We start from the raw sequence: 21,116 nt of genomic DNA, 5'->3' as shown, positions 1-21,116 counted from the left end.
CTCAGACGTGAAACAGGTCTTCGCCGATCCTAGTGTGGGGCCTCCCCATGCGAACCTAGGGCACCGCCAGGGCCCTCTTCCTCAAAACCCCTGCCTCCGAAAGAAGGTGGGGGTTTTGGCTTTCTGCGTTTCTGATTTTCTTCTATCAATTCTTTACATTGTGCTTTTGTGTTGCGCTGCAAGTTGGCGGCAGTGGCATACTGTTATGCTCATTGCCCCCTCACGTTATTCAAATCGCTTGCTAATTGAATTATGAACCGCACCGTTTTTTTTGTCTCTGAAAGCACTGGCATTACGGCTGAAACACTTGGTCATAGTCTGCTCTCGCAATTCGATACCGTCGAGTTTGAGCAGGTTTATATGCCGTATATCAATACGGAATTACGCGCTAAGGCGTTGACGCAGCGCATGCAAGAAGCAGCGGAGCGCGATGGAGCGCGGCCAATTGTTTTTGCGACAATGATTGACGATGGTATTCGCTCTATTCTCAAAAATGGTAATTGTTTTTATGTCGAGTTATTTGAAGTATTCGTCGATCCGTTGGCTCGCGAATTAGGCGTGCCACCAAGCCTCAAAGCAGGTCGCAGTCATGCAATTACAAAGCCGAGTTATTATACTAAGCGCATTGAAGCGATTAATTTTGCTATGTCAAATGATGACGGCATACGACCTGATAATTTTCATCGCGCTGATGTGGTGCTCACAGGGGTGTCACGTTCCGGTAAAACGCCGACTTGTTTGTATTTAGCAATGCATTATGGTTTACGTGCAGCAAATTATCCGATTACAGAAGAAGATTTTGAGCGTGGTGATGTGCCGCAATTGCTTTATGATTGTCAGCATAAATTATTTGCGCTCACGATTGACCCACAGCGGTTGCAGCTTATTCGTGAGGAACGTCGTCCGGGGAGTCCTTATGCGTCGCTAAAACGCTGCCAAGATGATATTCGTATGGCGCATCAGATTTATAAACGCTTGCAAGCGCCCGTGCTAAATACAACTTCGCAATCAATTGAGGAAATTTCCTCACAGATTGTCAAAGCACTCAAAGAGTCGCAGGAAGATGACTGCCATGCTGTTTTAGTCGAGTGAGCATGACAGATTGCCGATCGCTTCAGCATGATTTATCCGTGTAAACTTGACGCTCCCGCGCCGAGAAGACGAAAATGAAGCGTTTATATTACTCTATACATGCAAATGTCTGGTCAACACGCCGAACCATCGCCTGACTCAGAGATGCTCGTCGAAATCCGCGATCTGTGTTTTCGGCGCGGCGAGCGGATCATCTTCGACCAGCTTGATCTTGACATCCGGCGCGGCACAGTCACGGCGGTGATGGGGCCAAGCGGCACCGGCAAAACCACTCTGCTTAAGCTGATCACGGGTCAATTACATCCTGATTCGGGAACGATTCGTGTTGCTGGTCAGGATGTGACGCAGCTGACGCAGGCGGAATTGTTCCAATTGCGGCAGCGCATGGGCATGTTGTTTCAGTCGGGTGCGCTGCTGACGGATCTCAGTGTGTTCGAGAATGTCGCCTATCCACTGCGCGAACATACTAATCTCAGTCCAACGCTGGTGCGCAAGCTGGTGCTGCTCAAACTAGAAGCGGTCGGTTTGCGCGGGGCGCGGGATTTAATGCCCGCCGAGCTGTCGGGCGGCATGGCGCGGCGGGTGGCCTTGGCGCGGGCGATTGCGCTCGATCCGATGATGATTCTCTATGATGAGCCGTTTACAGGTCAGGATCCGATTTCAATGGGAATGCTGACGGCGCTGATTCGCCAGCTCAATGATGCTTCGGGTTTGACCAGTATTCTGGTATCACATGATGTACATGAAACAGCGCAAATAGCTGATTATCTGTATGTCATTTTTGAGGGGCGGGTTGTCGCTCAGGGCACGCCGGATGCGCTCGCGGCCGATCACGCGGCGTGGGTGCGGCAATTTATGGATGGTTTACCTGATGGGCCGGTGCATTTTCACTATCCGGCCCCGTCCTTAGCGGCAGATTTGCGGATGCGGAGGGCGCGTTGATGCGCGATGCAGTGGCGCGACTCGGACGCGGCGTACTCGAAGCCCTAGAACGACTCGGGCGCGGTCATGTGCTGCTGCTCTCAATTTTGCTGGGTCTGGGCGAGGTGCTACGGCGTCCGCGTTTACTCGCGGAGCAGCTCTTTAATATCGGGGTGCTGTCGCTGTTAATCATCGGCATCTCAGGCTTATTTGTCGGCATGGTGCTGGGATTGCAGGGCTATTATGTGCTTTCGCAGTTCGGGGCGGCTGAGAGTTTGGGCGTCATGGTCGCGGCGTCGTTGGTGCGCGAACTCGGCCCAGTGGTCACGGCGCTGCTGGTCGCCGGACGTGCTGGGTCTGCGCTGACGGCCGAGATTGGCTTGATGAAAGCCACCGAGCAGCTTGCAGGGCTGGAAATGATGGCTGTCGATCCAGTGCGGCGCATTCTGGTGCCGCGTTTTGTCGGCGGTGTGCTGGCGATGCCGCTGTTGGCGGCTATTTTTAGCGCCGTTGGCGTGCTGGGCGGCTATTTTGTTGGCGTCGGGTTGCTGGGGGTCGATGAGGGCGCGTACTGGAGTCAAATGCAGGCGAAGATCGACTTTGATGAAGATTTAATCAATGGCGTGATTAAAAGTCTGGCGTTTGGGGTGGTGGTGACTTGGATTGCGCTGTTTCAGGGCTATGATGCGGTGCCGACCGCTGAGGGCGTGAGTCGCTCGACAACGCGGGCCGTTGTTCATGCCGCGTTGGTGGTGCTGGGATTAGATTTTGTTTTGACGGCGCTGATGTTCGGAGACGGCTGACATGCCTAAACGACGCAATATTGAATTACTGGTTGGAACCTTCGTGGCGCTCGGGCTGGTGGCGCTGTTTTTTCTCGCCATGCAGGTGAGTAATTTCAACCTCAAAAGCAGTAATAACGGCTACGTACTCCAAGCACGCTTTACGAATATTGGCAGTCTCAAAGTACGCGCCCCGGTCGCGATTGCTGGGGTGCGAATTGGGCGTGTTGAGTCGATTCGCTTTGACGCGGCGACCTATGAAGCGGTCGTTGCATTGCGGATTGATGCAACGGTTAATACGCTGCCTGATGATACCTTCGCCAATATCTTTACATCCGGTCTACTCGGTGAGCAGTATATTGGTCTGGAACCGGGCGGCAGTCCTGACGTGTTGCGCGATGGCGATACCATCACCAATACGCAATCGGCACTGTTGCTGGAACAGATGATCGGACAATTTCTCTTTAAAAAAGCAGGTGAAAGCGGCTAATGGTTCAGCAACGTCACGTTTTTCTATCGTTTCTATTATTAGTGCCGCTGTTGTGGAGCGGTACCTTATTCGCGGCAACTGATGAAGCGACTGCCTTGGTGCAGCGCACCGCTGAGCGGATGATTCATCTACTCGAAATGCGCCGCGCTGAAATTGAACGCAATCCGGCACTGATTTATGGGCTGGTCGAATCAACTGTGCTTCCCCATTTTGATTTCGAGCGGATTACGCAGGGCGCAGTGGGTCAATATTGGCGTCAAGCAACGGCGGATCAGCAACGTCAATTAGTCAATGGCTTTAAGCAGGTGCTAATTCGCACCTATGCTCGCTCACTGTTGAGTTATTCCGGGCAGAAAATCAATTATCTTCCATCTAAGCCCGGCAATCGCCCAACAATGGTGACGGTTGCAACAGAAGTGCAAGATTCCGGCGCGGTGCCGATTCCGGTTGATTATCGGATGCACAAAGCTGATAGCGGCTGGAAAGTCTTTGATGTGGTGATTAACAACGCCAGTTTAGTCGGTAATTATCGTACCAGTTTTGCGACAACAATTCGGCAAAGTGGCATTGATGGGCTGATTGCGCAATTGACAGATATGAACCGCCGAGGTCAAGAGTGAATCCGCCCGCCCGTTTGAGTGCGCCCGATGCCGGTCGCTGGACACTGAGCGGGGTGCTGGATTTTGATACTGTAGCGCGGCTGGCCGTAGAGGGTGAGACGCTGTTGCACACCGCGTTAGCCCACAGCCAGACCGAGATTCTGGTTGATTTGGCGGCTATCGAGCGGGCGAATAGTGCTGGGCTGGCGCTGTTGTTAGAGTGGCTCGACTGTGCGCAGGCCAGCGGCTTGCGTTTGACCTATACCCATCTGCCCGAGTCGTTGCAGCGACTTGCGGCGCTCTCCAATCTGGGCGATGTCTGGCTGTTAGCCGACGCATAGCCCAATTCTGAACCCTCGCGGCTGACGGTTGGTTCGCACGACTCTGGCCCGAATGCTTGAGCGTAACGCGGCTGTCAGTCGGCTCATCTGATGCGTTTTCTATGGATAAACTCCTGATTACTGGCGGTCATCCTCTGCGCGGCACAGTGCGTGCATCGGGAGCCAAGAATGCGGCGCTGCCGATTTTGGCGGCGACCCTGCTGGCCGATGCGCCGGTACAGCTCACCAATGTGCCGCGCTTGCGCGATATTCGCACCACGCTGGAGTTGCTGGGGCGGATGGGCGCGTGCTTGACCCAAGATGCCGCCGATGGCATCACGGTTGCGCCAGCGGCACTCACCAGCTTTGTTGCGCCCTATGAATTGGTGAAAACCATGCGCGCTTCGATTCTGGTGCTTGGGCCACTGCTGGCGCGGTATGGTCAAGCCGATGTGTCCTTGCCGGGCGGCTGTGCGATTGGCGCACGTCCGGTGAATGTACACATCGACGGTTTACGGGCGATGGGTGCTGAGATCACGGTCGAGGGTGGCTATATTCGAGCGCGTGCCCAGCGGTTGCGCGGGGCGCGGATCGTTATGGAATTGGTCTCGGTCACAGGCACGGAAAATTTGATGATGGCGGCGGCCTTAGCTGAGGGCGAGACCCTGATCGAAAATGCCGCTCGTGAGCCGGAAGTGGTTGATCTAGCTGAATTTTTGAACACGCTCGGCGCACAGATCGAGGGCGCGGGCACGGATCGGATCCGCATTCAGGGCGTCGCACGGCTCGGCGGCGGTGCCTATCGCATCATGCCGGATCGGATCGAAACCGGCACCTTTTTGGTCGCAGCGGCGATGACCGGCGGGCGGGTGCGGGTGACAGATACGCGGCCCGATTGTCTCGATGCGGTGTTGAAAAAACTGCACGCCACCGGCGCGGACATCACCACTGGTGCAGATTGGATTGAACTGGAGATGGGCGGTCGCCGCCCGCGAGCGGTCGATATTCACACCGCGCCACATCCGGCGTTCCCGACCGATATGCAGGCGCAATTTTGTGCGCTCAATGCGATGGCCGAGGGTGTGGGCACGGTCGCAGAGACCATTTTTGAGAATCGCTTTATGCACGTTCCCGAATTGCAGCGGATGGGCGCAGATATTCGCATCGACGGGCATGTCGCCGTGTGTCATGGCGTCGCGCAGCTCACCGCCGCGCCGGTGATGGCGACCGATCTGCGTGCCTCGGCGGGCTTGGTGCTGGCTGGATTGGTCGCAGCGGGTCAAACCCTTGTGGATCGTATCTATCACCTCGACCGTGGCTATGAGACCATGGAAACCAAACTTGCGACCTTGGGGGCGCAGATTGAGCGCCGCACTGGAACTGGTCAGGTATAGCTGCATGAATCTCACTGTCCCCTTAACGATTGCGCTGTCAAAAGGCCGTATTTTTGAGCAAACGCTGCCGCTGCTGGCTCATGCTGGCATCACGCCGCTCGACGATCCCGAAACCAGCCGCAAGCTGATTCTGGATACCTCGCATCCGCTGGTGAAGTTCGTCATCATTCGCGCCAGCGATGTGCCGACCTATGTGCAATATGGCGCGGCTGATGTGGGCGTAGCGGGGAAAGATGTGCTGTTAGAGCACGGCGGCGAGGGACTCTACGAGCCACTCGATTTGAACATCGCTCGCTGTCGGTTGATGGTCGCAGGCCGTCCGCAGACACCTGACCCTGGCCCGCGCCGTCTGCGGATTGCCACCAAATATGTGCATTCGGCAGAACGCTATTTTGCCGCCAAAGGCCAGCAGGTCGAGATTATTAAGCTCTACGGTTCAATGGAGCTGGCGCCATTGGTTGGGCTGGCGGATTTGATTGTGGATTTAGTCGAGAGCGGCAATACACTCAAAGCTAATGGTTTAGTGCCGCTGGAACAGATCGCTGATATTAGCTCACGTCTGGTAGTCAATAAGGCAGCGTGGAAAATGAAGCATGAAGCCGTGACTGCGTTATTAGCCTGTTTGCGTGAAGCGGTGGCTAACCGTTGACCGCGTTCATCTAATACTCAGGCGAGGTATCTATGTCAACAACCTATCAAGATGCAAGGCATCTCGAATTTGCTCTGTGACTACAAATTTCAAAAGACTGGATAACGATTCCCATAATATATGTCTATAGAAATAGATAGACTATTCCAAGCAACGCATCAAGACATTCAAGAAACCAGCCGCGTTGTCCGTGAATTAAGCAACAGCTTTGGGAATTGGTATCATCACCTTGAATTCGTCGAGGAAATGGTGCGCCCGGCGGTATTACGCTTATTTCGCGCTCGGGGTTTAGATGTCCATTATGTGATGCGTGATCTGGTGGTGATTGATGACACGGGTCAAGAAGATATGGAAATTGATTTGATGGTCACCAACGCTATACATGCGATTGCGGTCGAGTGCAAAAGTCGGCTAACGATTGAGGATGTGCAAGAACATCTGTCGCGGCTCGCACGGTTTAAACGCTGTTATCCGCGCTTTGCTGATTATCGACTGATGGGCGCGGTCGCGGCGATGGTGCTACCTGATGAAGTCGCTCGCTATGCGTATCGCCAGGGATTATTTGTGCTCGCGCAAAGCGGTGAGGCAATTTTGATCCGCAATGACGCACGTTTTAACCCGAAAGAGTGGTAATCAGCTCGCGTTCAAACCGGCACCGATTGCACGCACCCGTTCTCGATTGAGGATTTTATTGCCGTGACCATGCTTCAACGTCTCTCTACTTCAGACCCAGACTTTGCCGACCGTCTCGCCGCGCTGCTGGCTTGGGAATCGGTTTCCGATGATCGTGTGCAGCAGATTGTCGCCGAGATTCTGCGTGCGGTGCGCACGCAGGGCGATGCGGCGCTGCTTGAATACACTACGCGCTTTGATCGCTGGACACCGACGACACCCGCTGATCTCGAACTGCCGCGTGCGCGTCTCGAACAGGCGTGGCACACCATCCCCGCCGCGCAGCGTCAGGCGCTTGACGCCGCCGCCGAGCGCATCCGCACGTATGCTGAACATCAGAAACTCAGCGGCTGGAGCTACCGCGATGCCGATGGCACCTTGCTCGGGCAGCAGGTGACGCCACTGGATCGCGCTGGACTCTATGTACCCGGCGGCAAAGCGGCTTATCCATCTTCGGTGCTGATGAACGCAATTCCGGCGAAGGTCGCGGGTGTGGGGGAACTCATCATGGTGGTGCCGACGCCAGATGGGGAATTAAACGAATTGGTGTTAGCTGCTGCGCATGTTGCCGGGGTAGATCGGGCGTTTGCGATTGGTGGCGCACAAGCGGTGGCCGCGCTCGCTTATGGCACCGCGACCATTCCGGGCGTTGATAAGATCGTCGGCCCGGGCAATATCTATGTCGCCACCGCGAAACGTGCCGTATTCGGTCAGGTCGGCATCGACATGGTGGCCGGCCCGTCTGAAATTCTGGTGATCTGCGACGGCGCGACCGATCCCGATTGGATTGCGATGGATCTGTTCTCGCAAGCTGAACACGACGAGGATGCGCAGTCGATCCTCGTCAGTTGGGATGCGGCCTTTCTCGATCAGGTCGCCGCAAGCATCGAGCGGCTGCTGCCGACGCTGGAACGCGCTCCGATTATCGAAGCGGCGTTACGCGCACGCGGGGCACTGATTTTCGCCCGCGATCTGGATGACGCCATCGCCGTTGCTAATCAGATCGCACCTGAGCATTTAGAACTCTCGGTGGCCGATCCCGAAGCCATCGTCGGGCGCATTCGGCACGCGGGCGCGATTTTCATGGGGCGCTATACCGCTGAAGCACTCGGCGATTATTGCGCCGGCCCGAATCATGTTCTGCCGACCTCGCGCACGGCGCGGTTTTCCTCGCCGCTCGGCGTCTATGATTTTCAAAAACGCTCTAGCCTGATTCTGGCCTCAGCCGCTGGTTCGGCGCGATTAGCCCAAACCGCTTCGGTGCTGGCGCGTGGTGAAGGGCTGACGGCGCACGCCCGTTCGGCTGAATATCGCGGCGAGTGTGCGCCATGAACGCCCGTCTCGCTGCGTTGATTCGTCCCGAAATCCGTGCGCTCACGGCCTATCACGTCCCCGAATCCAACGGACTGATTAAGCTCGACGCGATGGAAAATCCCTACACCTGGCCGGAATCGCTCCAAGCTGCGTGGCTGGACAGCCTGCGCGGGCTGGAACTCAATCGCTATCCTGATCCGCAGGGGCGGGCGCTGCAAGCGGCACTGCGCGAGGCGATGGCGATTCCCGATGACATGGGCGTGTTGCTGGGCAACGGCTCGGATGAATTGATTCAATTGCTGGCGCTCGCAGTCGCCGCGCCCGGGCGCAAAATTCTCTCGGTCGATCCGGGCTTTGTTATGTACCGGATGATCGGACTATTTGCCGCGATGGATTATATTGGCGTGCCGCTGCAAGCCGAGGATTTCTCGATCAATCTGCCGGCGATGCTCGAAGCCATTGAGCGCGAACAACCGACGCTGATTTATCTCGCTTATCCGAATAATCCGACCGGCAATCGTTTTGATGCCGATGATCTGGTGCGGATTATTGAAGCCGCGCCCGGTCTGGTGATTGTCGATGAAGCCTACGCGCCCTTTACTGATGCCAGTTTTATGGGATTAGTCGGCGATTGGGACAATCTGCTAGTGATGCGCACCGTGTCTAAAATGGGATTAGCTGGGTTAAGACTCGGTTATCTGGTGGGGCCAGCGGATTGGCTGGCCGAAATCGACAAGGTGCGCTTACCCTATAATATCAATGTCTTAACGCAAGTCTCGGCGACCTTTGCGCTCCAGCATAAAGCCGTCTTTGATGAACAAACGCAGGCCATTCGTGCCGAACGGACGCGACTACAGGATGCGCTGAATCAGATTGCCGGGCTGCATCCGTATCCCAGTGAAGCCAATTTCATCCTCACGCGGGTGCCGACCGGACAGGCTGGCGCGTTATTCGCAGGACTGAAACAGGCTGGTATTCTCATCAAAAATCTGGATGGCGCACATCCGCTACTCACGGATTGTCTGCGGCTCACGGTCGGCATGCCCGAAGAGAACGCAGCGTTGGTGCGGGCGCTGACTGCGTTATTGGTTGCGCCTGACTGCGCTGGATAGATGGCACCTGTGTTTAGATCGCTTGCGGCTAAACGGGTGCGCATATCCGCTTGAGCGGGACACAGCCCGAGCAACGAGATCTCACACACTCGATGGACAACACCACACCCGCCGCGCCCAATCCGCCCCCGACTGCTGACGCTACGCCAGCGGCCAATGCTTCACGCTCCAGTAACGCGGGCGAGGCGCTGCAACGCTATCTCAAAGCCCAGACGACGCAAATTGCCCGCATCGCGGCGAGTCTGAATCAGCATCGTCAAGATACACAAAAGCTGGAAGCGGCGCTGATTGCCCGCATTGGTGATGTGGACGATGATCGGCGACAGACCGCGCAACGTTTACAGCGGTCGTTTCAGACCCATCGCGATGAACTCAATGCCCGCCTCAAACATCAGAGCACGCTGATGGCGATTCTGATGCTGGTGTTCAGTCTGCTGGTGGTGGGAACGCTGGTGTTTTTTCTGCTCCGGCTCAACACCACGCAAGCGGTGCTCGAAACACAGATGCACGATTTGCAGCGCACGGTGGAACAGATCGATCCCGCACCCCGCGAGGAACCCGATCCCCAGACGCGGGCGCAGTTAGATCGGCTCTCGGCAGCACTGGCGGGCATTTCCAAATCGATAGAACGGCTGAACGAGCAAGCGCAAACCAGCTCGCCGCGTCTGGATCTGAATCTGGAACTCCAACCGGAGCCACAGCCACGACTGACAGCGGATGTGGTCGGTTTTACCGTCACGCCCGAAACGCCGCTAGATCTCGCGCCGCTTGAACGTGCGCTGGAGCCAGAGCCGACATCGGCTCCTGAGTTGGTCGCATCTGAAGTGCCCGAGCCGACCGCCGAAGCTGCATTATCGCCGGAGATCGCTGCTGTACCCGCAACGAATGCGCCACAGGTTGCGGAGCCAGAACCTGCGCCGACGCTGACCCCAGAGAATCCAGAGATCGCCGCTGCGCCAACACCAGCCGCTGAATCCATACCTGAATCAACATCAGCACCCGCTGCCGAGCTGTTATCTGAAAGCACGGCAGTGCCAACCGCGACATTACTCCCCGCTGCAAGCGAACCGCCAACGCAAACGATCACGGCAGGTGATACGCCCTACAGTGTGCAGTTAATTGGTTTTCATAAATTAGCGGCGCTGGAAGAATTTGCTGCGAATAGTAAAAGCCTACTTCCCAGCGTTTATTACTATCGGCAAGAAAGCTATCAAGGTCGGCCTTGGTATGTGCTGATTCATAGCTTACATCCCAGCCGCGATGCCGCTGAAGCTGTGGTTGCCCAACTTCCGCCGCGCTTGGCGAACCTGAATATCTGGATTCGCAGACTCAAAGCGGATGCGTCATTGACTGCGGTTTCGAGCCGCTAGTTGGCTGTGAGCTGCAAGCTGGCGCAGTTCATTCGATTCTAATTTATTCTAGCCGCTACAATCGGCATGTGAACCAGCGTCAGCGATGGAGTATCACCAAATACCCCCGGATCACCAGTCGTTGCCACGCGGGTTGCCAGAATTGGATTCGGCGTCGCTTCAAAAGTCCGCCATAATTGTTCGGCCAGCGCACGATCTAATTCAGCTTCCAAATCATCAAGCAACCAAATAGCCGGTGTTCGTCCCCGTGCTTGCTGTACGGATTCAGCGGCTAATTGCAACAACGCGACAATGAGCTTGGTTTGTCCGCGTGAAAAGCCACGCCGCTCATCACCAACTGTGACACGAAAATCAGCGCGTGACGGGCCAGCAAGCGTATAGCCGCGTTTCAATTCCGGCTCGGCAACGGCGACCAGCGCATCGCTTAATTCCTGATTATCCGGCCAGCCGCGTCGATAATGTAATTCGGCTCCGTTTAAAAATGGATAGGCGGTGCGATATTCCAAAAACCGCGCTCGCCAATCCTGTATAAACGCACACCGTTGATAATCCAACGCCTCGGCTAATTCAATAAAAGTGCGATCCCACACTGATCGCTGACCGCCGCCGGCACGAATCGCTGCATTGCGCTGCATTAAGACGCGAGTAAATTCAGCGTGTATTGTCGCGAATTGTGGCGCAGCCTGAAAGACATTCCAATCTAAAAACCGCCGCCGTAAATTCGGTTCACCATCGAGCAAGTGTTGCGCATTCTCGCCAATGAGCTTGACATACAGTGACGCAGACGGCGGCTGAATAGCGCGGCTGACAGTGGCCCCGTCTTTCACATAACGCAGGCGTATGCGGTCGTAGTCCGGTGTTTGAAAGATCGCGTCGATACGTGTGCATGACGCACCGAGCGTGGTGAGCGGCCCAACTTTGGTGCTCCGAAATGTCCGCCCCCGCGCCAGCACATATACCGCTTCGAGCAGCGTGGTTTTGCCTGAACCATTGGCTCCAGTTAGTAGCAGCGTGCGGGTTTCAATGGTGAGCGCGAGCCGCTGGAGCGTGCGCAGTGACACGATGCGTAGCGACCGCAGCCCAGACGCGAAATCCGCGCACACGTTTTGCTCGCTGCTTACAGCCGCATGGGCATCACGACGAAGGTTTCGCGCTCGCTCCCTAAGCCGCGCCAAATTGAGCTTCCGTTGGCATCTTGGAAATGAATGCTAACGGAGGTGTCATCAATTACATTGAGTGCATCTAGCAAATAGGCGACATTAAATCCAATCGAAATCGGCTCGCCGTCATATTCGAGTTCGATTTCTTCTTCTGCTTCTTCTTGTTCGGGATTGTGCGCCAATAATTTGAGCGTGCCCGGATCAAAACTTAAGCGCACCCCGCGATATTTTTCATTAGATAAAATCGAGGTGCGTGATAGGGCGCGTTTGAGCACATCTTTTTCAACCGTCGCAGTGCGTGGGCTTTGCGTTGGAATGACGCGCTCATATTCTGGATAACGACCATCGACTAATTTTGAAGTCATCGTCATTGCGCCGACTTCAATCCGTAGGCCACGTTCTGCCAAACGAATTGTGATTAAGTCATCGGTATAACTTAATTGGCGCTTGAGTTCAGTGACGGTTTTATTGGGTACGATCACTTGACGGTCGGTTTCGAGGGTTAAATCCAGTGGTGTGACGAATTTCGCCATGCGATGTCCGTCAGTGGCGACTGAAATCAATTCATTCGCACGCAATTCCAGCAACATGCCGTTGAGATAATAGCGTACATCTTGTTGCGCCATTGCGAAGGCGGTTTTATCAAGCAAGCGTTTGAGCTGGCTTTCTGGAATTTGAAAATCAAAGCCGCTGTCTTCTAATTCCATCGTCGGGAAATCTGACGCGGGCAATAAACCCAGCGTAAAACGTCCGCGCCCCGATGTCACAATACAGCGTTCGTCTTTGATGCGCAGTCGCACCTCAGCGCCATCGCTGAGATTTTTGCAAATATCGAGCAGTTTGCGAGCAGGAATAGTCGTCTCGCCTTCTTGCTGAATATCAGCTTCAAAGTTGGTTTTTACCTCGACTTCGAGATCCGTTCCGGTCAGGGTGACGCGCCCAGCGCGGGCAACAACCAGCAGATTGCCCAAGATCGGCAAGGTCTGGCGGCGTTCAATCACGCCGATTGCCTTATTCAGCGCAGGTAAAACGATGTCGCGGTTAGCAGCAAATTCCATCAATAGCTCCGAAATCATTCAAGACAGGGTGAATGCGAGCGCAGGACTCGCTATGGGATGGCGTGGCGGTGTTCAGTGTATTAGCAGGTGTAATAGATGCGCGTAAGCGTCATCAATCACCGCATTGCTGGTGCATTTTATATTAAAAAATGCTCATTCGGTAATTCGCTGGCGAACCTCGCAGGCGAGGAACATTAGGATAGCGTCAGTGTGAAATAGACTTGTACGGGACGCGATAGAAAGGGCTAGGTTAATATGACATCTGGTCACAAAGCCCGAACTTCGTGACCAGAAAACTCCGCCCCTTATGACATCTTGCGAATAATCGCTTCACCAAACGCCGAGCAACTCAGCTTAGTCGCGTCATTCATCAGACGATGTAAATCATAAGTCACGGTTTTGGCGGCAATCGCGCCTTCTACACCCGTGATGATGAGATCGGCTGCTTCTGTCCAACCCAGATGACGCAACAGCATTTCAGCCGATAGAATCAGTGACGCTGGATTCACCTGATCCTTGCCGGCATATTTTGGCGCGGTGCCGTGAGTGGCCTCGAACATGGCAACCGAATCCGATAAATTCGCTCCAGGTGCCATACCAATGCCACCAACCTGCGCGGCGAGCGCATCCGAAATATAATCGCCATTCAGATTCAGTGTTGCGATCACGTCGTATTCTTTTGGACGCAAGAGAATTTGCTGTAAAAACGCATCAGCAATTACATCTTTGACGATGATTTCGCGGCCAGTTTTAGGATTTTTAAATGCGCACCACGGGCCGCCGTCGATTTCCACTGCGCCAAATTCGCGGTGCGCTAATTCATAGCCCCATTGCTTAAATGCGCCCTCAGTGAATTTCATAATGTTGCCTTTGTGAACCAGCGTCACTGAGGCGCGATCATTGTCAATGGCGTATTGAATGGCTTTGCGCACCAAGCGTTCTGTGCCTTCACGCGAAACCGGCTTAATGCCAATGCCTGAAGTGTCTGGGAAGCGAATTTTGGTCACACCCATTTCAGTGCGCAGAAATTCAATCACTTTGCGTGCGCTGTCCGTGCCTTCCTGCCATTCAATTCCAGCATAAATGTCTTCCGAATTTTCACGGAAAATCACCATATCGGTTTGCTCAGGTTCCTTGAGCGGACTGGGCGTGCCGCTAAAATAACGCACCGGACGCAAACACACATAGAGGTCGAGTTCTTGACGCAGCGCGACATTCAGCGAGCGGATGCCGCCGCCCACCGGCGTAGTCAATGGCCCCTTGATCGAGACCACGAACTCGCGCACCGCCCGCAGCGTCTCCTCCGGCAACCAGACATCCGCGCCATAGGTGCGCGTCGATTTTTCGCCGGCGTACACTTCCATCCATTGAATCTGGCGCGTTCCGCCGTAGGCGTTCGCCACTGCCGCATCCACCACCGCCCGCATTACCGGCGTGATGTCGATGCCGATACCGTCCCCTTCGATAAACGGGATAATCGGCTTGTCTGGCACATTCAGTGAAAAATCAGGATTGACACGGATCGGCTCGCCGCTGGTGGGAATTTGGATCTGTTGGTAAGACATCAACGCGCTCTCGTTGGCTAGTGAATCGATCTATCCTATCACTGTGTTTGCTACTTGCGCAGCGACCCGCCACGCTCATCGGCAATCGCCAACCGCTGTCCGGCGAGCCAGACCAACGCTATCACCGGCAGTCCAAGCAGCGTGGTCAAGACGAAAAACCCCGGATAGCCCAGCCCCTCGACCAGCCGCCCTGAATAGCCGCCGAGCACTTTCGGCAGCAGCGTCATCAATGAGCTAAAAATCGCATACTGTACCGCCGTGAATGACACATTGGTCAGGCTCGACAAAAAGGCGACAAAGGCGGCGCTCGCCAAGCCTGCCGCCAAATTATCCGCACCGACCGCGAGATACAGCAGTCGCACATCGGCCCCAATCTGCGCCAACAGCACGAAGATTAGATTGGTCGCCGCCGCGAGAATCGCGCCGAGCATCAGCAGCCGCACCACGCCATAGCGATCCGCGAGCAGCCCGCCGAGCAATCCGCCGACGATGCTGATTAACACGCCGAAGGTTTTTACCGCTGTGGCGATCTGCGGCTTGCTGAAGCCGATGTCCTGATAAAACACATTGGCAATCACGCCGAGCACAATATCTGAGATGCGATATAGCCCGATGAGCGCCAGCAGTAGCAGCGCGGTTTGCAGACCGTAGCGGGTGAAAAAATCGCGCACTGGATCGATCCAGACCGTTCGCGCCAGCGTTCGATTGAGTGCGCCCAGTTGCACCAGCAGCCAGCCGACCAGCGCCGCGATGCTGAGGGCCAGAGCTAAACGCCCCGTTTCTAATATAAACGCGCCGAGCGCCCCACCGCCCAGCGCGAACTTGAGCGCAGTAAACAGCGGCCCGCTCCAAAAAAAGCTACTGACGAATGTGCTCGCCATGAGCGCAAATGTCAGCACCAGCCGCAGATAATCGCGGGTCGAATGCGTGGCGGGCGGCGGGCGCTGGGTCACGGGTTCGCGGATACTGAGCGTGGTCAAAACACCGATCAGCATCACCGCCGCCATGATGAGATAGGTCAGGCTCCACGCGGTGTAACGATAGTGTTCCGGCTCTGAGCCGAAGGCTGAGGCCAACATCAGCGCCCCAGCACCAGCGGTGACCATCGCCACGCGATATCCGGCGATATAGGTCGATGACATCAGCGCCTGCAAGCGCGGCGGCGCGGATTCGATGCGATAGGCGTCGATGACAATATCTTGGGTCGCCGAAGCAAAGCCGAGCAGCACGGCGGCGAGCGCCAAGCGCGTGAGACTGTCGCCGCCGCTGGCCGGATCAATCAGCGCCATCAGCACAATCGCGGTGATGATCGTTAGTTGTGACACCAATAACCACGCACGTCGCCGCCCCAACCAGCGCGTCAGCCAGGGTAGCGGCAGGGTGTCAATCAGCGGTGCCCAGACGAATTTGAATGAATAGCCGAGCGCCGCCCAACTAAAAAAGGTCACGGCTTGGCGCTCAATACCGGCCTCGCGTAGCCAGAGCGACAGCGAAGAGAAAATCAACAGCAGCGGCACACCGGCTGAAAACCCCAGTAATAGCATCGTGAGCACGCGCCGGTCGCGCAGTTCGGCGAGTGTCTGAAACCAGTTGCGGGGTGCCGCAGTAGAGAATTGAGTCATCCGCACACAAAATCCCAAATAGCGCGACTGATAACAAAGACGCCAAAGCAGTCTAGGGGGAGAGCGCGGGTGGGGCAAGCGGGGCGGCATTGCTGAGGTGATGCGGCCGGCTCTACAATCGGCGCTAAATTAAGCCTATTTAAGAGCATTAAAAATGGAGATGATCTACGCAGGCCAAACAATCAGCATCTGAATCTAATGACCCCATCCACCCCACTCGTCCTCGTCGATGCCTCTGGCTATCTGTTTCGCGCCTATCACGCGCTGCCCAAGCTCACCAATTCACAGGGCGAACCCACCGGCGCATTGGTCGGTGTGCTCAATATGTTGCGCAAGCTGATTGACGATCAGCGACCCGACTATCTCGGCGTGGTGTTTGATGCCGGTGGGCGCGGGTTTCGTCACGAACGTTATCCCGCGTACAAAGCCAACCGCCCCGCGATGCCGGATGACCTGCGGGCGCAGATTCAACCGCTGCTGACGATTATTCAGGCGATGGGGCTGCCGTTGCTGATCGTGCCCGGCGTGGAAGCCGATGATGTAATCGGCACGTTAGCCACGCACGCCGCCGCTGCCGGTCTGCCGACGCTGATTTCGACCGGAGATAAAGACTTCGCGCAATTGGTTAGCGCCGAGGTGACGCTCATCAACACCATGACCGGGCAGGTGCTCGATTCTGAGGGCGTGCGCGAAAAGTTCGGCGTGCCACCGGAGCGCATCGCCGATTATCTGGCGTTGATGGGCGACAGCGTGGACAACATCCCCGGAGTGCCGAAATGCGGGCCGAAAACGGCGGCAAAATGGCTTGCCGAATATGGCGATCTGGATGGCGTCATCGCCAATGCCGCAAATGTAAGCGGCAAGATTGGCGAATCGCTCCGCGCTACGCTCGATCAACTGCCGCTGGCCCGCGAATTGGCGACCATTAAACGCGATGTTGCGCTTGCTCTCGCACCGACCGATCTACGGCCCGCACCGCCAGATGTCGAGACACTGCGCGAATGGTACACGCGGCTCGAATCGCGGCGACTGTTAGCCACGCTCGATGGCGTCGGTGTCGCTGGAGCGACGGCGAAGAGCTTGAGCTTGGATTTCAACGCCAAATTAACCCAAGCGACTGATTACACGCTGATTTTGACCGAAGCAGAACTGGAGGACTGGTTGCAGCGTCTCCATGCCGCCGATTGTTTTGCGGTCGATACCGAGACCACCGCGCTCAATCCGATGCAGGCCGAATTAGTCGGCATTGCGTTTGCGCTCGCGCCCGGGCAAGCGGCCTATCTGCCACTCGCGCATGATTACCCGGGCGCACCGCCGCAGCTTGATCGCGCCCGCGTGCTCACCCGCTTACAGCCGCTGCTGGAAGATCCGCACCGCGCCAAGATCGGCCAAAATCTCAAATATGATATGAGCGTGCTGGCGCGTTACGGCGTGACCCTGCGCGGCATCGAACACGACACGCTACTGGCCAGCTATGTGCTCGACAGCACGGCGCGGCACGATCTCGACTCGCTCGCCAAGCGGTTTCTCAACCATGACACCATCCGTTTTAGCACTGTCGCGGGCAGCGGTGCGCAACAACTGCGCTTTAATCAAGTTCCGCTCGAACAGGCCGGCCCCTATGCTGCTGAAGATGCCGAGGTTGCGTGGCGCTTGCAGCAGGTGTTTCAGCCGCGTTTAGCCGCCGTGCCCGCGCTCGAACGGCTCTATCGTGAGATTGAAATCCCGCTGGTGCCGGTGCTGTCGCGGCTGGAACGCGCTGGGGTGCGGATCGACAGCGCCCAACTGACCGCACAGAGTGCCGATCTAGCGCGGCGCATTCTCGAACTGGAAGAGCAGGCTTATCAGGTCGCCGGGCGGCGCTTCAATCTCGGCTCACCGAAGCAGATCGGCGCGATCTTTTTTGATGAACTCGGCTTGCCGGTGGTCGCCAAAACGCCGAAGGGTGCGCCCTCGACTTCAGAAGATGTGCTGGAACGGCTCGCGGCGGATGGACACGAACTACCGCGTTTGATTCTTGACCATCGCGGCCTGTCGAAGCTCAAATCGACCTACACCGACAAGCTGCCGCGCTTGATCGACCCCGACAGCGGACGCCTGCACACTTCGTATCATCAAGCAGTGACGGCGACCGGGCGGCTGTCATCGAGCGATCCGAATTTGCAAAACATCCCGATTCGCAGTGAAGACGGACGGCGCATTCGTCAGGCGTTCATCGCCGCGCCCGGACACGTTTTGCTGGCCGCTGATTATTCACAGATTGAATTGCGGATCATGGCGCATCTGTCCGGCGATGCGCGACTGCTGGCGGCCTTTGCCAGCGGTCTGGACATTCATCGCGCAACAGCGGCGGAGATTCTCGGCTGTACGCCCGAGGACCTGACCAGTGAGCAACGGCGCTCGGCAAAAGCGATCAATTTCGGGCTGATATACGGCATGTCGGCGTTCGGGCTGGCGCGGCAGTTGGGCATCGAGCGCGGCGCAGCGCAGGACTATGTTGAGCGGTATTTTGAACGCTATCCCGGAGTGCGTGCGTTTATGGAGCGCATCCGCCAACAGGCGCGTAATGATGGCTATGTTGAGACGCTCGACGGGCGGCGGCTGCATCTGCCCGAAATCAGCCACAGCAATCACGCCCGCCGCGCTGCTGCCGAGCGCACCGCGATCAATGCACCGATGCAGGGCACGGCAGCGGACATCATCAAACGCGCCATGATCGCGGTGGATGCGTGGATTGAGCGCGAGCGACTAGCGGCGCGGTTAATTCTGCAAGTGCATGATGAATTGGTGCTGGAAGTAGCCGAAACAGCGGTTGCCGAGGTGCGCGAACAGGTGCGCTCGGCGATGGAGAACGCGGCGGCGCTGGCGGTGCCGCTGGTGGTCGAGATCGGTGTTGGGGCGAATTGGGACGAGGCGCATTGAGAGCGGCCAGCTTTCAGCCGCCAGCTAATACGTGATTGCTGGTTGCTTTGAGCTGGAAGCTGGCAGCTCAAAGCCAGATCCAACCTGCGACGATAATTCAATCATCCCAGCACAAGCGCGGGGGGCGGGGCCAAGATCGGCGGCGAGCCAATCGGCTGTTGCGACACCATGCGCAAGCGGCCCATTGAGCGCAGCGGCCAGTTGTACCGTCGGCCAGAGTCCAGCCGCACTGTCAACCACACTGGTCATAACAACTTCGATACCGGCAGCTTGAGCACGCTGCGCCAGCGTCAGCGTCCGACGCAAACCGCCGAGCACTGCCGGTTTGAGCACGAGCCGTTTTACGCCGAGTTGTGTCAAGTCGTGCGTTGCCAAATACGTTACAAGCGATTCATCGAGCGCCAATGGAAATGCGACCCGCGCTTGTAATTCAGCTAAGTGCTCAGGAATCGGCTTTATTATTGGCTCTTCTAATGATTCAATCGGCAATTCAAACCGCGCTAACTGTTCTAATATCCAACGCGCTTGATCAATAGTCCAAGCGCCATTCGCATCTAATCGCAGCCGAATTGCCTCCGCATTCACAGTTTGAGCGAGTATTTGCAATGCCGCGAGATCGGCTGCTGGTGTTTGCATCCCGACCTTGAGTTTGCAGACCCGAAAACCGTGCGCAGCATGCGCTGCAAGATCGTCAGCGCGTACTTGACCGAGCGTACCGAGCATAGCGTTGACGGCGAGCCGATCCGCCGCATCGGGCGCGAGCCACTGGCGTAGCGGTTGCTGGGCGCGTTGACTGGCCAGATCGGATAACGCGCTCTCGACGGCATAGCGAGCGGCTGGCGTCGAGTTGAGGGTTGGATCGCTGTCGAGTTCAGCCAAGCAACGGGCGACATCCTGACCGGTCAAGCGCGTTAAATAGGACGTGAGCGCGATTTCGGTTGCGTCTGCTGTTTCCGTTCCAGCGGCGGGCAGCGGTGCGCAATCGCCGTAGCCAGTCAAACCATCGGCCACGACCGACACCAACCAGCCGCGTCGTCGTGCAAATCCGCCTCGCGCACTGTCCCAAGCGCGACGCAGCGGCAGATCATAGGGTCGGAGTCCGACCTGTTCGATCATGCCGTATGCGCAACGGGGAATAGCAGACACACAATCAGTAACCCGACCAATAGGGCCTGATACTGAGCCGTCTGCGCGAGCTGCTTATTGAGTGCCATTCCCAGCGCACCGCGCCTGAGCCGCCAGATCAGCCAGGCTGCCAGCGGTAGCGCCGCCAGCAGCGGCCAAGAAATCGGCAGCGGATCGAGCAATATCAGCAGCGGAATCGGCAGCAGCAGCAGCAGCGCATAAAGCACCTGCGCCCGCTCGCGGCCAATCACACGGCAGAGTGTGCGCCGTCCTGCGGCGGTGTCGGTGTCGAGATCACGATAATTGTTAATCAGCAGCACCGCCGCAGCCAGACAGCCAAGCGCACCACCGGCAACCAGCGTCGAGCCGTCGAGCGCGAGTGTTTGCAGATAATAGGTGCCACCGACTGCCGCGACGCCAAAAAACAGCAGCGCGTACACTTCACCAAAGGGGCCATAGGCAATCGGACGCGGGCCGCTGGTATAGGCATAGCCCGCCGCTAAGGACGCCAGCCCAACAAGCAAAATCGGCCAGCCGCCACGTAACAGCAGCGCCAGTCCTAATCCAAACGCCAGCGCGAACATCAGATGCGCGGCCTGCTTGACCTGACGCGCCGTGAGCCAACCTTGCGCCGTCGCACGCGGCGGGCCGACTCGTTCAATGGTGTCAGTGCCGCGCTCAAAATCGGCGGCATCGTTGTGCAGATTGGTGCCAATCTGGATCGCCACCGCTGCCAGCAAAGTTGCCAGTGCTGTCCAGAACGCAAGCGTGCCGGTTGTCGCCACCGCAAGCGCCAGACCAGCAATAACCGGCGAGAGCGTGAGCGGCAATGTTTTTGGTCGCGCCGCTAATAACCAGCGCGTTATAGGGGATGGAATAAATTGCTCGGACATAGAATTAAAGCAATGAGCGTGAAGGCAAGCGCATGATAATAAAGTGAAAAATTGAT

The 21,116-nt window shown here is 56.6% G+C and carries 19 protein-coding genes; 13 read left to right on the top strand and 6 right to left on the bottom strand.

Going from position 1 to position 21,116, the window contains the following annotated elements; all coding sequences use genetic code 11:
- Nucleotides 1-252 precede the first annotated feature (252 nt).
- From ppsR to BLW10_RS09535, 12 genes are all read left to right on the top strand, one after another.
- Nucleotides 253-1,092, top strand: a complete 840-nt coding sequence (gene ppsR / locus BLW10_RS09590) for a posphoenolpyruvate synthetase regulatory kinase/phosphorylase PpsR (protein WP_091334257.1) — start codon at nt 253-255, stop codon at nt 1,090-1,092.
- Between the two features lie 105 nt (nt 1,093-1,197).
- Nucleotides 1,198-2,034 (top strand): ABC transporter ATP-binding protein, encoded by an 837-nt coding sequence (locus BLW10_RS09585; RefSeq protein WP_091334264.1) that lies wholly within the window; start codon nt 1,198-1,200, stop codon nt 2,032-2,034.
- Nucleotides 2,034-2,816, top strand: coding sequence for a lipid asymmetry maintenance ABC transporter permease subunit MlaE (mlaE, locus tag BLW10_RS09580; RefSeq protein ID WP_177169043.1), 783 nt, complete (start codon nt 2,034-2,036; stop codon nt 2,814-2,816). The genes BLW10_RS09585 and mlaE overlap by 1 nt, the downstream gene beginning before the upstream one ends.
- A 1-nt stretch (nt 2,817) precedes the next feature.
- Nucleotides 2,818-3,285 carry an outer membrane lipid asymmetry maintenance protein MlaD gene (mlaD, locus tag BLW10_RS09575; RefSeq protein WP_091334254.1) on the top strand — a complete coding sequence of 156 codons (468 nt, stop codon included), beginning with the start codon at nt 2,818-2,820 and terminating at the stop codon, nt 3,283-3,285.
- Complete coding sequence (locus BLW10_RS09570) at nt 3,285-3,905, top strand: MlaC/ttg2D family ABC transporter substrate-binding protein (protein ID WP_091334252.1); 621 nt, start codon at nt 3,285-3,287, stop codon at nt 3,903-3,905. Before mlaD ends, BLW10_RS09570 begins: the two co-directional genes overlap by 1 nt.
- The gene (locus BLW10_RS09565) at nt 3,902-4,225 is read left to right on the top strand and encodes an STAS domain-containing protein (RefSeq protein ID WP_091334251.1); all 324 of its coding nucleotides are present in this window, start codon (nt 3,902-3,904) and stop codon (nt 4,223-4,225) included. Before BLW10_RS09570 ends, BLW10_RS09565 begins: the two co-directional genes overlap by 4 nt.
- A gap of 101 nt (nt 4,226-4,326) precedes the next feature.
- A complete protein-coding gene (gene murA, locus BLW10_RS09560) occupies nt 4,327-5,598 on the top strand; it encodes a UDP-N-acetylglucosamine 1-carboxyvinyltransferase (RefSeq protein WP_091334249.1) in 1,272 nt (423 codons plus the stop codon).
- Between the two features lie 4 nt (nt 5,599-5,602).
- Nucleotides 5,603-6,247 carry an ATP phosphoribosyltransferase gene (gene hisG / locus BLW10_RS09555; RefSeq protein ID WP_091334248.1) on the top strand — a complete coding sequence of 215 codons (645 nt, stop codon included), beginning with the start codon at nt 5,603-5,605 and terminating at the stop codon, nt 6,245-6,247.
- A gap of 120 nt (nt 6,248-6,367) precedes the next feature.
- Nucleotides 6,368-6,880, top strand: coding sequence for a DUF3782 domain-containing protein (locus BLW10_RS09550; protein ID WP_091334246.1), 513 nt, complete (start codon nt 6,368-6,370; stop codon nt 6,878-6,880).
- Between the two features lie 69 nt (nt 6,881-6,949).
- Nucleotides 6,950-8,251: a histidinol dehydrogenase gene (gene hisD, locus BLW10_RS09545; protein ID WP_425425899.1), complete on the top strand. Its 1,302-nt coding sequence runs from the start codon at nt 6,950-6,952 to the stop codon at nt 8,249-8,251.
- A complete protein-coding gene (gene hisC, locus BLW10_RS09540; RefSeq protein WP_091334243.1) occupies nt 8,248-9,345 on the top strand; it encodes a histidinol-phosphate transaminase in 1,098 nt (365 codons plus the stop codon). The genes hisD and hisC overlap by 4 nt, the downstream gene beginning before the upstream one ends.
- Nucleotides 9,346-9,437: 92 nt before the next feature.
- A complete protein-coding gene (locus BLW10_RS09535) occupies nt 9,438-10,715 on the top strand; it encodes an SPOR domain-containing protein (RefSeq protein WP_091334242.1) in 1,278 nt (425 codons plus the stop codon).
- A gap of 38 nt (nt 10,716-10,753) precedes the next feature.
- On the opposite strand, the gene recF is transcribed toward BLW10_RS09535, so the two are convergent.
- The 4 genes from recF to BLW10_RS09515 form a co-directional block, all read right to left on the bottom strand.
- On the bottom strand, nt 10,754-11,818 hold the full coding sequence (recF, locus tag BLW10_RS09530) for a DNA replication/repair protein RecF (protein ID WP_281241134.1): 1,065 nt from the start codon (nt 11,816-11,818) through the stop codon (nt 10,754-10,756).
- A 14-nt stretch (nt 11,819-11,832) separates the two neighbouring features.
- Nucleotides 11,833-12,933, bottom strand: a complete 1,101-nt coding sequence (gene dnaN, locus BLW10_RS09525; protein WP_091334239.1) for a DNA polymerase III subunit beta — start codon at nt 12,931-12,933, stop codon at nt 11,833-11,835.
- Nucleotides 12,934-13,238: 305 nt separating this feature from the next.
- Nucleotides 13,239-14,498, bottom strand: a complete 1,260-nt coding sequence (gene icd / locus BLW10_RS09520) for an NADP-dependent isocitrate dehydrogenase (protein ID WP_091334238.1) — start codon at nt 14,496-14,498, stop codon at nt 13,239-13,241.
- Between the two features lie 50 nt (nt 14,499-14,548).
- Entirely contained in the window at nt 14,549-16,120 is a 1,572-nt protein-coding gene (locus BLW10_RS09515) for an AmpG family muropeptide MFS transporter (protein ID WP_091334236.1), read from the bottom strand.
- Between the two features lie 198 nt (nt 16,121-16,318).
- Between BLW10_RS09515 and polA the strand changes: the two genes are divergently transcribed.
- On the top strand, nt 16,319-19,042 hold the full coding sequence (polA, locus tag BLW10_RS09510; protein WP_091334235.1) for a DNA polymerase I: 2,724 nt from the start codon (nt 16,319-16,321) through the stop codon (nt 19,040-19,042).
- Nucleotides 19,043-19,066: 24 nt separating this feature from the next.
- On the opposite strand, the gene menC is transcribed toward polA, so the two are convergent.
- Together menC and menA are read right to left on the bottom strand one after the other, a co-directional pair.
- Nucleotides 19,067-20,158, bottom strand: coding sequence for an o-succinylbenzoate synthase (menC, locus tag BLW10_RS09505; RefSeq protein WP_091334233.1), 1,092 nt, complete (start codon nt 20,156-20,158; stop codon nt 19,067-19,069).
- On the bottom strand, nt 20,155-21,060 hold the full coding sequence (gene menA, locus BLW10_RS09500; protein WP_177169041.1) for a 1,4-dihydroxy-2-naphthoate octaprenyltransferase: 906 nt from the start codon (nt 21,058-21,060) through the stop codon (nt 20,155-20,157). Before menA ends, menC begins: the two co-directional genes overlap by 4 nt.
- Between the last annotated feature and the right edge of the window lie 56 nt (nt 21,061-21,116).

It is taken from the genome of Allochromatium warmingii, from assembly GCF_900107145.1.
Classification (GTDB): domain Bacteria; phylum Pseudomonadota; class Gammaproteobacteria; order Chromatiales; family Chromatiaceae; genus Thermochromatium; species Thermochromatium warmingii.
This window is presented reverse-complemented; position numbering and strand designations above follow the sequence as displayed.

Excerpts from the sequence above, each read along its gene's own strand:
- ppsR (WP_091334257.1), top strand. The coding sequence starts at position 253 with ATGAACCGCACCGTTTTTTTTGTCTCTGAAAGCACTGGCATTACGGCT.
- BLW10_RS09585 (WP_091334264.1), top strand. The coding sequence starts at position 1,198 with ATGTCTGGTCAACACGCCGAACCATCGCCTGACTCAGAGATGCTCGTC.
- mlaE (WP_177169043.1), top strand. The coding sequence starts at position 2,034 with ATGCGCGATGCAGTGGCGCGACTCGGACGCGGCGTACTCGAAGCCCTA.
- mlaD (WP_091334254.1), top strand. The coding sequence starts at position 2,818 with ATGCCTAAACGACGCAATATTGAATTACTGGTTGGAACCTTCGTGGCG.
- BLW10_RS09570 (WP_091334252.1), top strand. The coding sequence starts at position 3,285 with ATGGTTCAGCAACGTCACGTTTTTCTATCGTTTCTATTATTAGTGCCG.
- murA (WP_091334249.1), top strand. The coding sequence starts at position 4,327 with ATGGATAAACTCCTGATTACTGGCGGTCATCCTCTGCGCGGCACAGTG.
- hisG (WP_091334248.1), top strand. The coding sequence starts at position 5,603 with ATGAATCTCACTGTCCCCTTAACGATTGCGCTGTCAAAAGGCCGTATT.
- BLW10_RS09550 (WP_091334246.1), top strand. The coding sequence starts at position 6,368 with ATGTCTATAGAAATAGATAGACTATTCCAAGCAACGCATCAAGACATT.
- hisD (WP_425425899.1), top strand. The coding sequence starts at position 6,950 with ATGCTTCAACGTCTCTCTACTTCAGACCCAGACTTTGCCGACCGTCTC.
- hisC (WP_091334243.1), top strand. The coding sequence starts at position 8,248 with ATGAACGCCCGTCTCGCTGCGTTGATTCGTCCCGAAATCCGTGCGCTC.
- BLW10_RS09535 (WP_091334242.1), top strand. The coding sequence starts at position 9,438 with ATGGACAACACCACACCCGCCGCGCCCAATCCGCCCCCGACTGCTGAC.
- dnaN (WP_091334239.1), bottom strand. The coding sequence starts at position 12,933 with ATGGAATTTGCTGCTAACCGCGACATCGTTTTACCTGCGCTGAATAAG.
- icd (WP_091334238.1), bottom strand. The coding sequence starts at position 14,498 with ATGTCTTACCAACAGATCCAAATTCCCACCAGCGGCGAGCCGATCCGT.
- BLW10_RS09515 (WP_091334236.1), bottom strand. The coding sequence starts at position 16,120 with ATGACTCAATTCTCTACTGCGGCACCCCGCAACTGGTTTCAGACACTC.
- polA (WP_091334235.1), top strand. The coding sequence starts at position 16,319 with ATGACCCCATCCACCCCACTCGTCCTCGTCGATGCCTCTGGCTATCTG.
- menC (WP_091334233.1), bottom strand. The coding sequence starts at position 20,158 with ATGATCGAACAGGTCGGACTCCGACCCTATGATCTGCCGCTGCGTCGC.
- menA (WP_177169041.1), bottom strand. The coding sequence starts at position 21,060 with ATGTCCGAGCAATTTATTCCATCCCCTATAACGCGCTGGTTATTAGCG.